Annotated in this window: 1 protein-coding gene (only partly in view); it reads left to right on the plus strand. The window is 39.0% G+C overall.

From position 1 onward, the window contains the following. Nucleotides 1-13,051, plus strand: partial view of a T9SS type B sorting domain-containing protein gene (locus BXU10_RS24845; protein WP_123922044.1) — the 5' portion only. Its footprint extends 17,111 nt past the window's final position; only the first 13,051 of its 30,162 coding nucleotides appear in the window; it begins with the start codon at nt 1-3; its stop codon lies off the right edge, out of view.

Consider the following 13,051-nt stretch of genomic DNA (forward strand, 5'->3'; position numbering starts at 1 on the left):
ATGAAAAAACCTACGATTCTGAAAATTGCATTATTGTTTTTGTTCTTTTTACTAAGCAATGTTGGGTCTTCCCAGAATTTAAAACCTTTTGTTAGGCAGTATAATCAACAGCTCAAAGGAGATTTTCTTGTAATTGGGAATAACATACTTAATAGACGTTCTGTAAGTAATAATGGTACTGTTACCGGTCCTAATACAGCTTATAATGGCACTGGTTTGAATGGTGATTTTGATATGCGCTATATTAATATCGACAATGGTGCTACTTCCGGAATTTTTAGTTCGAGTAGTGCTAACTTAACCGTACCAAATAATCAGGCTCCTGCAGATCCATGTTATAGAATTGCCTATGCCGCTTTATATTGGTCCGGCACTTTAAAATCTCCTGCTGACAGATCAAATATTAATAAAGTAAAAATTAAGGTACCCAACACTGCTAATAATTCTTATCAGGATATAACAGGTACAATTATTCACGATATCACAACTAGTGCTGGGGGTATTAACCCGGATAATACTCAGGCATATGCTTGCTTTGCTGAAATAACAAGTTTGCTAAGTCCTACAAATCCTAATGGAACATATACCGTTGCCAATGTCGTTGCAAGTCAGGGATTTAATGGGGGGACAGGTAATTCTGCGGGTTGGTCGCTTTTTATAGTTTATGAAGATTCCAGTTTACCATCAAAGGCAATTTCTACATTTAATGGATTTACTGCGAGGGCACAAGGCGGTGGGCCAAATAATACTGTCATTAGTGGTTTTACTACTATACCTACTGGTCCTGTTCAGGCAAGGTTTGCATTTGCTGCTCTTGAAGGAGATTATGGTTATACAGGGGATTATCTTCAGATAAACGGAACTACAATCACTCCAGCAAGAAGGCCTTTACAAGGTGGTCAAAATAATTTTTTCAACAGTTCGATAAATTCTCTAAATACATCTTTTACAAATAGAGTTCCAAATAGTACTAATACTTTAGGTTTTGACACAGGTGTTATTGATATAGATCCTTCGTCAAATATTATTAAAAATAATGATACATCTGCGACAATAACTTTAGGTACGAGTAGTGATATTTTTATTTATTATTTTACAGCATTTTCTGTAGACATTATTGCACCTAAAGTTATTCTAACCAAAGGAGTAAGAGATGCAAGTAACAATGATGCAAGTAACGCGCCTGTTAATTTGGGTGATGTTTTAACCTATGAGTTAGGTTTTAAAAATGATGGTAATGATAATGCCAGAAACTATGTAATTACAGACGAATTACCTATTAATACCGAGTTTAATTTTCCTACTGACATCCTTACATTGCCTACCGGGATGACAATGCCAACTACTGCAGCGGGTAATCAATATGTGCAATATAATGCTACTACAAGGGTTTTAACTTTTACGGTACCAAATAATTTATTAGAAATAAATGATCCAGTATCACAAATTCGTTTTAAAGTTAAAGTAGTAGATGATTGTTCTAAATTAACTAATGCTTGTTCTAATTTAATAAAGAATACAGCATATTCTAATTATTTAGGAACTAATAACACGGGTACATTTAATGACCAAAGTTATACTTCGGTTGCGGGTTGTACTATTGTACCTCAATCTACCAATTTCTTAGTTGGTGTAGATGCGTGTAAAAATAGAAGACAAGAATTGTGTGGTGCAGGTATGACAATTTCTGCATCTGGAGGCTACAAATCTTATTCATGGTCTACCAGTTCTACAGGTTCCCCAGTCATTGGCACTTCGCAAACATTGACAATAACACAACCAGGAACTTATTATGTTTATAATACAGCGAATCCTCCTTGTGTAGATTTACAGGAAATTATAACGGTTGAACCTTATAATCAGTTTAAAACAAATCCGATAATTGAATATGCTGATAATAAAGAATCAAACGGAAGTATTATTGTTTGTCCGGATAATGGAAAACCGCTTCCTAAAATTTTTCTCTGTGGAGCAAATGATTCAAGGTTATTAGACACAAAAATTACAGGAGCGACTAGTATCGTTTGGGAAACTACTACTTGTCTTCCTCCTGCGGCTTTGTCAGACCTTTGTGCAAATGAAGGTAGTACATGTGAAAATCAATGGGTGTCCGCAGGACCTAATGGACCTACTTTTAATGCTAACACAGCAGGACAATATAGAGTGACAATTAGTTCAGGAATTTGTTTTAACCGTTATTATTTTAATGTTTATAAAAGTAATTTAACGATAAATGAAACTCACAAAGATATTATTTGTAATAACAAAGGTAATATAACGGTAGATAAATTAACAGGATATGAGTATGTTTTAGCTAATGCAAGCGGAAACAATATTACTGGTTATCAGGATAGTAATGTATTTGATATATGGAATCCAGGTACTTATATTGTCAAGTATCGTCTTAAAGGTGTTGCAAAAACTTGTGAATACAAAACAAATACCATTGAAATCCGTCAAATAAATTTAGATGCTAAAGTTGATAATCCTAACGTACAGCCACTTTGTTATGGAGAGAAAGGAAGTATTCAGGTAAGTGCCAGTGATGGTCTTTCAGGATACTACTTCGCTTTATATGATGGTGGGACACTGTTACAACAGGTAGGTCCATTATCAAGCCGTGTTCATGAATTTTCAAATTTAACGCCTGGAAAATATTATGAAGTTGAAGTAACTACCAGAGATGAAAATAATAATGTTCAATGTAGACAGCGCGTTGGTAAATATATCAATGGGACTGCTTCAGATATAAAACTTACAGGACTTATTATAGAACCACTTACAAGTTGTAGTGAAGGAAAGATTAAAATTTCCGCACAAGACGGCAATTGGGGATTCTCCTTTTTTGTTAATGGCTCAACAGAACCTCAGGCATCTTCTTTAAATGGTAATACAGACTCTAATGCTATTATAATTTTAGCTCCAACCCCAGGAAATTATACAGTTTTAGTACGTGATTCGAAACTTTGTACAAAAACAATTACTGTAAATGTTCCTGATAATACCAAACCAATTTATAGCTATACTAAAACAGATAGTAATTGTTATAATGATGGTGCTCGCATAGATGTAAATTTAATTAGCGGAGGTAATGGATATTCAATACAATATAGTATCAATAATGGCGGTACTTTTCAGTCAAGCCCTACGTTTTTAAATTTAACACCAGGAACTTACAATTTAGTAGTAAGATACGGTATTACGTATACTTCAGAATGGAATGGCCAGCAAACCAAATATTGTACCGATCCTGCACAACAAATTACCATTTTAGGACCAACCTCTGCTGTAACTGCTTCGGCAGGTGTTGCAGAATTAGCAGGTTGTGGACCTTTACAGGGAGGCCAGCCAACAGGATTAATCAGATTTACCAATGCACAGGGTGGAACATCCCCTTATCAATATAGTTTTGATGGTGGAGCAACATGGCAGGCTTCTCCAGAAAAGTATGTAGTATCATCAACTGCTTCTTATGATTTACGTGTAAAAGATAGTAAAGGATGTATTTATAAAATTCCTTATGATATCATTTTAGATCCTAAACCTGAGGATCCGGTTATTGATAGTAATATTAATCCGGTATTTAATTGTGATGGTACCGCTACCGCTACTGTTGTAGTCAATACTCCAACAACTTCTGGATCAACAACCTATACTTATGAGTACTATTTAAAAACAGGATCAGCAGCTCCTGTTCCAAATACTCCAATAACAAATAATGTCTTTACTGATGTTCCTTCAGGAAACCACACTGTAATTGTAAAATACAATATCACTACAGTTTCTACTTATAGCAATTTGTTGCAGGAAGATTTTGGAAAAGGCGGTTATACAACTATTCCGGGAATTAGTCCTCTATATTGTTTTGAAGATGAAACAACACCACACCCTGCCAGTTGGCCAGCATTATGCGGTAGTATTACAGATTATCAAATCAATGATGGTAAATATGCAGTAGCAAGTTCAATTAAAACTAATTTTGGAGGCACTTGGCTGGTAGCTAAAGATCATACTACACCATCTGACCCATTAGGAAGATTTTTATGTGTAAATGTTGGAGGTTCAGCTGGAGTTGGAGGTATATTATATAGTAAGCCAATCAAGGATGTTATACCTAATCAACCTGTAATTATTTCGTTATGGGCAGAGAATTTGATTAAGAGTAGTGCTGGATCCGGTTATGCTGATCCAAAATTAACGATTCAATTAATTAATAACTTAAATGGTGTTGGTGGTACAGAGACCATTGTTGCTACAACCCCTGTAGCCGCTCCTTGGGTTGTTCCTAAATCTGACAAATGGGAATATAATGAACTATCATTAAACCCGGGAACTTATAATAACTTAAGTTTTGTTATTCGTTCATATGATACTAATTTTAATGGAAATGATGTACTTCTTGATGATATTTGGGTTCGTCAGATACCAAAATCATGTGGTAATGAAAAAAGTTTCCCAATTGTTATTGATTCAAACAGCGCTTTTAATGTACCAACTCCTGGAATTCAGGATGCGAAATGTAGTACTTCAAATGATGGAAGTATTACTATTAATGCAACTAATTTTAATACCACGACAGGATTTTATTATTCTACAGATAACGGTTTGAATTGGCATACTTCAACTACTTCACCAGTAACTATTTCTGGATTAGGTGAAGGTACTTATAAGGTAATTGTAAAACATAATACTACAGATCCTGCAGGAAAATGTGAATTTAGATTTGATTCAGTTATTAAAGCACCTCAGGCAATTCTTATTGTTCAGGTAGATAAAACAGCACCAACTTGTACTGTACCAGCAACTATAACTGTTACTACTGTTACAGGGGGTACAGGAAGTTATCAATATCAGTTAAGCGATGGTTCAGGAATTGTAAAACCATTCCAGTCAAGCAAGACGTTTACAAATGTAGCACAAGGAACATACACAGTTCTGGTAAGAGATGCCAATAACTGTTTATCTCCAGCCTCTGCACCTATAACAATAAGTACATTAACTTCTCCATCTGCAACTTTAGCAGCAACTACCGACTGGTGTTATACGCCATCAAATCCTGCTAGTTTAGTTGTTACTGCAACTGGAGGTGTTGGGCCTTACACTTATAAATTAGACAATAATACACCAGTTACTACAAATACTTTTAATAATGTAGCGCCAGGTACACATACTATTTTAGTGACAGACAGTAATAATTGTACTGCGCCTGCAATTACGAATATTGTTATTGAACCTCAATTACAATTGAATGCAACTTTAGTACAAGATTTAACATGTTTGGTTGATGCTTCAATTAATACAGCAGTAACAGGCGGTTATGCAGGACCTTATACTTATACCGTTTCTCGTAATGGTGGTACAGCAACAGCTGTTGCTTCTTTTCCTTATACGGCTGCACTTGCCGGAAATTATGTATTTACAGTTACAGACAGCAAAGGTTGTAATGCAACAAGTAATACTATCGTAGTTTCCCCAAAAACAACGCCAGCTTTAACAACTAATAAAACAGATATTACCTGTAATAATGCAAATGATGGTACTATTACAGTAACGGCTTCAAATGGTGCCACTACTGTTTATACGTATGCAATTAAATTAAGTTCTGCGGCTGCTTATACTACTCAGTCAACAAATCAGTTTACAGGTTTGTCTGCAGGTACTTATAATATTAAAGTAATTGACAGTAAAGGCTGTGAATCTGCAGTAAGTAATGTTACGATAGTAAATCCAATGGCCGTTACAGGAAATATTGGCACTAATCAGTTAAAATGTAGTGCTTCTGGAACTGTTTCTGCAGTAGTTACGGTTACTGCTTCAGGAGGATCAGGATCTTACCAATATAGTTTTAATGGAACATCTAATTTTACAAATACAAATACTTACTCTACTTCAGTTGCTGGAACAGTTACGGCATATATTAAGGATGCGAATGACTGTCAATTTGGACCATTATCTGTAATTATTGGTGCATTAGAACCAATTACAGATATAACAATTGTTGATAATGGTTATGATTGTTCAGCTACTCCAGTAGGAGGTCAAGTAACAATTACGGCTGTAAAAACAGGTGCTCCAAATCCTTTCAGTTATCAAATTATATCAGGTCCTGCAGGATATAACGCAACAGCAAATACTACAGGGATTTTCCAAGGCTTAGCTGCTGGAAGTTATGTTTTCCAGGCTACAGATACCCAAACGGATTGTAAATTTACAAAAACACATACTATCAGCGGAATTCCTGCCATTACAGCCGGAGGTTCTGTTACTGCACCAATTTCATGTTATGGAGGGACAGGTAATATTGAGTTTACAGTTTCAGGAGTTAGTACAAGTGGTTACGATTATGTTGTTAAAAATCCATCAAACGCAACGGTAGATTCTAATACTAATCAAACGGCAAATACTGTTAATTTGAATAATTTATCTGCGGGTAGTTATACCATTACAGTAACCGATATTAAGACAAAATGCCCTGCTAATTATAGCGTTACGCTTACACAGCCATCAGCAGTATTATCTATTACAAATGCTGTTGGTACCAATATAAATTGCAATAATGACAATTCACAAATAACGGTAACTGTTACAGGCGGTACGCCGGCATATACTTATGCATATGCGATAAACCCATCTACAGTTCCTACATCAGCATATGCTTCAGGTTCAGTTTTCACGATTGATACAAATTCAGGAGCGAATTTGGCTTGGGATATTTATGTAAAAGATGCCAATGGATGTATAGCAAAAAGGAGAGTTGACATTATAAGCGACAACACGCCTACAGTTACGGCTTCTGTAAGCAACCAATGTACAGGCTCGGGCAGTGGCTTTACCATTACCGCTACAGGTACAGGTTTGGCCCCATTGAGTTATAGTATTGGCGGAGCTACTGGCACATTCCAGACAGGCAATACTTTTAGTGTTTCGGCAGGTACTTATACGGTTCATGTTAAGGATGCCAACGGTTGTATCGTTCCATCAGCAGCAGTAACTGTTTATCCACAGTTGACAGCAAATGCAGCAGTAACCAGAGAGCTTAGCTGTTCAGCTACAACACCTCAGGCACAAATTACCGTTACGGCATCAGGAGGCAGAACAGTCTATACGTATGAAGTTTCTAGTAATGGAGGTTCTAGCTACACAGCAATGGCAAGTAATGTTTATACGACAGCTACGGCAGGCACTTATACTTTTAGAGTTACAGATTCTAATACTCCAGGGTGTACAGTTACCACTACAGCTACAGTAAATACGATTTCAGATCCTACAGTCACAGCTACCCAGGTAAATGTGAGCTGTAACGGAGGAGCATCCAATGGTTCAGTTACCTTGACAGGTGCTGGCGGTTCAGGTGGTTATACTTACAGTAATAATGCTACAAGCGGATTTACTGCCACGGCTATCTTTACAGGATTGGCTGCAGGTTCTTATACTTTTTATGTTAAGGACAGCAAGGGTTGTACAGGTCTGGTAAATGTAACCATTACCCAGCCAACAGCCTTGACTACTACGGCATCAGCGACCGCATTTAGCTGTAATACCACAAATGTTAAACAGTCTGCAGTTGTTACTGTTGCAGTACCAACTACAGGAACTGCTCCATATACATATAGTTTTGAGGGAAGTGCTTTTACAGGAACCAGAACTTTCACGGTTTCCGATAACGGAACAGACCAGACTATAAACTATATAGTAAAAGACAACAATGGCTGTACTTTCCCAGGATCAGTTGTTATCAACAGATTAAATCCACCATTAATTTCAGGTATTACCCATACCGATATTTACTGTACGCCAGCTTCTCGTACTACCAGTACCGTTACTGTTGCTAAGACAGCAGGAACAGGAGTTGGTACGACCTTTACATATGAAATTACAGCACCGGCAGCTTCAGTTACTTCAAACAATACGGGTATTTTCACTGGATTGTCCGGAGGCGTTACTTATAGCTTTAAAGTGACCGATGCAAGCGGCTGTTATACTACAGGTTCTCATACAGTTCCTGTTGTTACCCCAATAGCAGCGATTGCTACCAAGTTGAACGATGTATATTGTAATGGAGGTTCTACAGGTTCTATTAGATATGATGTAAGCCAGTTTACTACTACTTACAGTTATAAGGTCAACACAAATCCTGCAGTTACGGCTCAGAGTGGAGCTTCGTTTACCTTGCCAAACCTTGGAGTAGGTTCTTATAATGTTGTTTTCACAGATGAGACTACAGGATGTACAGCATCTACATCTATCACTATTACCCAGCCTAGTTTATTAGGAGCTACAGCTTCATCGGTAAATGCCAATTGTAATGTTGCTACCTCTAAGGTTACCGTAACTGCTACCGGCGGTACACCGGTTTATACGTATGCTTACAAACAGGACGGTGTTGCTCCTGTAGCATCAGATTATATTGCCAGCAATAGTTCGGATTTAAACCCGACTACAAATACCAACTGGGATGTTTGGGTAAAAGATGCCAATGGCTGTACATTTAAAGTAGATGTTACTATTGCAACAGATAATGCGCCTACAGTTACGGCTTCTGTAAGCAACCAATGTACAGGCTCGGGCAGTGGCTTTACCATTACCGCTACAGGTACAGGTTTGGCCCCATTGAGTTATAGTATTGGCGGAGCTACTGGCACATTCCAGACAGGCAATACTTTTAGTGTTTCGGCAGGTACTTATACGGTTCATGTTAAGGATGCCAACGGTTGTATCGTTCCATCAGCAGCAGTAACTGTTTATCCACAGTTGACAGCAAATGCAGCAGTAACCAGAGAGCTTAGCTGTTCAGCTACAACACCTCAGGCACAAATTACCGTTACGGCATCAGGAGGCAGAACAGTCTATACGTATGAAGTTTCTAGTAATGGAGGTTCTAGCTACACAGCAATGGCAAGTAATGTTTATACGACAGCTACGGCAGGCACTTATACTTTTAGAGTTACAGATTCTAATACTCCAGGGTGTACAGTTACCACTACAGCTACAGTAAATACGATTTCAGATCCTACAGTCACAGCTACCCAGGTAAATGTGAGCTGTAACGGAGGAGCATCCAATGGTTCAGTTACCTTGACAGGTGCTGGCGGTTCAGGTGGTTATACTTACAGTAATAATGCTACAAGCGGATTTACTGCCACGGCTATCTTTACAGGATTGGCTGCAGGTTCTTATACTTTTTATGTTAAGGACAGCAAGGGTTGTACAGGTCTGGTAAATGTAACCATTACCCAGCCAACAGCCTTGACTACTACGGCATCAGCGACCGCATTTAGCTGTAATACCACAAATGTTAAACAGTCTGCAGTTGTTACTGTTGCAGTACCAACTACAGGAACTGCTCCATATACATATAGTTTTGAGGGAAGTGCTTTTACAGGAACCAGAACTTTCACGGTTTCCGATAACGGAACAGACCAGACTATAAACTATATAGTAAAAGACAACAATGGCTGTACTTTCCCAGGATCAGTTGTTATCAACAGATTAAATCCACCATTAATTTCAGGTATTACCCATACCGATATTTACTGTACGCCAGCTTCTCGTACTACCAGTACCGTTACTGTTGCTAAGACAGCAGGAACAGGAGTTGGTACGACCTTTACATATGAAATTACAGCACCGGCAGCTTCAGTTACTTCAAACAATACGGGTATTTTCACTGGATTGTCCGGAGGCGTTACTTATAGCTTTAAAGTGACCGATGCAAGCGGCTGTTATACTACAGGTTCTCATACAGTTCCTGTTGTTACCCCAATAGCAGCGATTGCTACCAAGTTGAACGATGTATATTGTAATGGAGGTTCTACAGGTTCTATTAGATATGATGTAAGCCAGTTTACTACTACTTACAGTTATAAGGTCAACACAAATCCTGCAGTTACGGCTCAGAGTGGAGCTTCGTTTACCTTGCCAAACCTTGGAGTAGGTTCTTATAATGTTGTTTTCACAGATGAGACTACAGGATGTACAGCATCTACATCTATCACTATTACCCAGCCTAGTTTATTAGGAGCTACAGCTTCATCGGTAAATGCCAATTGTAATGTTGCTACCTCTAAGGTTACCGTAACTGCTACCGGCGGTACACCGGTTTATACGTATGCTTACAAACAGGACGGTGTTGCTCCTGTAGCATCAGATTATATTGCCAGCAATAGTTCGGATTTAAACCCGACTACAAATACCAACTGGGATGTTTGGGTAAAAGATGCCAATGGCTGTACATTTAAAGTAGATGTTACTATTGCAACAGATAATGCGCCTACAGTTACGGCTTCTGTAAGCAACCAATGTACAGGCTCGGGCAGTGGCTTTACCATTACCGCTACAGGTACAGGTTTGGCCCCATTGAGTTATAGTATTGGCGGAGCTACTGGCACATTCCAGACAGGCAATACTTTTAGTGTTTCGGCAGGTACTTATACGGTTCATGTTAAGGATGCCAACGGTTGTATCGTTCCATCAGCAGCAGTAACTGTTTATCCACAGTTGACAGCAAATGCAGCAGTAACCAGAGAGCTTAGCTGTTCAGCTACAACACCTCAGGCACAAATTACCGTTACGGCATCAGGAGGCAGAACAGTCTATACGTATGAAGTTTCTAGTAATGGAGGTTCTAGCTACACAGCAATGGCAAGTAATGTTTATACGACAGCTACGGCAGGCACTTATACTTTTAGAGTTACAGATTCTAATACTCCAGGGTGTACAGTTACCACTACAGCTACAGTAAATACGATTTCAGATCCTACAGTCACAGCTACCCAGGTAAATGTGAGCTGTAACGGAGGAGCATCCAATGGTTCAGTTACCTTGACAGGTGCTGGCGGTTCAGGTGGTTATACTTACAGTAATAATGCTACAAGCGGATTTACTGCCACGGCTATCTTTACAGGATTGGCTGCAGGTTCTTATACTTTTTATGTTAAGGACAGCAAGGGTTGTACAGGTCTGGTAAATGTAACCATTACCCAGCCAACAGCCTTGACTACTACGGCATCAGCGACCGCATTTAGCTGTAATACCACAAATGTTAAACAGTCTGCAGTTGTTACTGTTGCAGTACCAACTACAGGAACTGCTCCATATACATATAGTTTTGAGGGAAGTGCTTTTACAGGAACCAGAACTTTCACGGTTTCCGATAACGGAACAGACCAGACTATAAACTATATAGTAAAAGACAACAATGGCTGTACTTTCCCAGGATCAGTTGTTATCAACAGATTAAATCCACCATTAATTTCAGGTATTACCCATACCGATATTTACTGTACGCCAGCTTCTCGTACTACCAGTACCGTTACTGTTGCTAAGACAGCAGGAACAGGAGTTGGTACGACCTTTACATATGAAATTACAGCACCGGCAGCTTCAGTTACTTCAAACAATACGGGTATTTTCACTGGATTGTCCGGAGGCGTTACTTATAGCTTTAAAGTGACCGATGCAAGCGGCTGTTATACTACAGGTTCTCATACAGTTCCTGTTGTTACCCCAATAGCAGCGATTGCTACCAAGTTGAACGATGTATATTGTAATGGAGGTTCTACAGGTTCTATTAGATATGATGTAAGCCAGTTTACTACTACTTACAGTTATAAGGTCAACACAAATCCTGCAGTTACGGCTCAGAGTGGAGCTTCGTTTACCTTGCCAAACCTTGGAGTAGGTTCTTATAATGTTGTTTTCACAGATGAGACTACAGGATGTACAGCATCTACATCTATCACTATTACCCAGCCTAGTTTATTAGGAGCTACAGCTTCATCGGTAAATGCCAATTGTAATGTTGCTACCTCTAAGGTTACCGTAACTGCTACCGGCGGTACACCGGTTTATACGTATGCTTACAAACAGGACGGTGTTGCTCCTGTAGCATCAGATTATATTGCCAGCAATAGTTCGGATTTAAACCCGACTACAAATACCAACTGGGATGTTTGGGTAAAAGATGCCAATGGCTGTACATTTAAAGTAGATGTTACTATTGCAACAGATAATGCGCCTACAGTTACGGCTTCTGTAAGCAACCAATGTACAGGCTCGGGCAGTGGCTTTACCATTACCGCTACAGGTACAGGTTTGGCCCCATTGAGTTATAGTATTGGCGGAGCTACTGGCACATTCCAGACAGGCAATACTTTTAGTGTTTCGGCAGGTACTTATACGGTTCATGTTAAGGATGCCAACGGTTGTATCGTTCCATCAGCAGCAGTAACTGTTTATCCACAGTTGACAGCAAATGCAGCAGTAACCAGAGAGCTTAGCTGTTCAGCTACAACACCTCAGGCACAAATTACCGTTACGGCATCAGGAGGCAGAACAGTCTATACGTATGAAGTTTCTAGTAATGGAGGTTCTAGCTACACAGCAATGGCAAGTAATGTTTATACGACAGCTACGGCAGGCACTTATACTTTTAGAGTTACAGATTCTAATACTCCAGGGTGTACAGTTACCACTACAGCTACAGTAAATACGATTTCAGATCCTACAGTCACAGCTACCCAGGTAAATGTGAGCTGTAACGGAGGAGCATCCAATGGTTCAGTTACCTTGACAGGTGCTGGCGGTTCAGGTGGTTATACTTACAGTAATAATGCTACAAGCGGATTTACTGCCACGGCTATCTTTACAGGATTGGCTGCAGGTTCTTATACTTTTTATGTTAAGGACAGCAAGGGTTGTACAGGTCTGGTAAATGTAACCATTACCCAGCCAACAGCCTTGACTACTACGGCATCAGCGACCGCATTTAGCTGTAATACCACAAATGTTAAACAGTCTGCAGTTGTTACTGTTGCAGTACCAACTACAGGAACTGCTCCATATACATATAGTTTTGAGGGAAGTGCTTTTACAGGAACCAGAACTTTCACGGTTTCCGATAACGGAACAGACCAGACTATAAACTATATAGTAAAAGACAACAATGGCTGTACTTTCCCAGGATCAGTTGTTATCAACAGATTAAATCCACCATTAATTTCAGGTATTACCCATACCGATATTTACTGTACGCCAGCTTCTCGTACTACCA

It is taken from the genome of Flavobacterium sp. LM4 (assembly GCF_002017935.1).
GTDB lineage: Bacteria > Bacteroidota > Bacteroidia > Flavobacteriales > Flavobacteriaceae > Flavobacterium > Flavobacterium chungangense.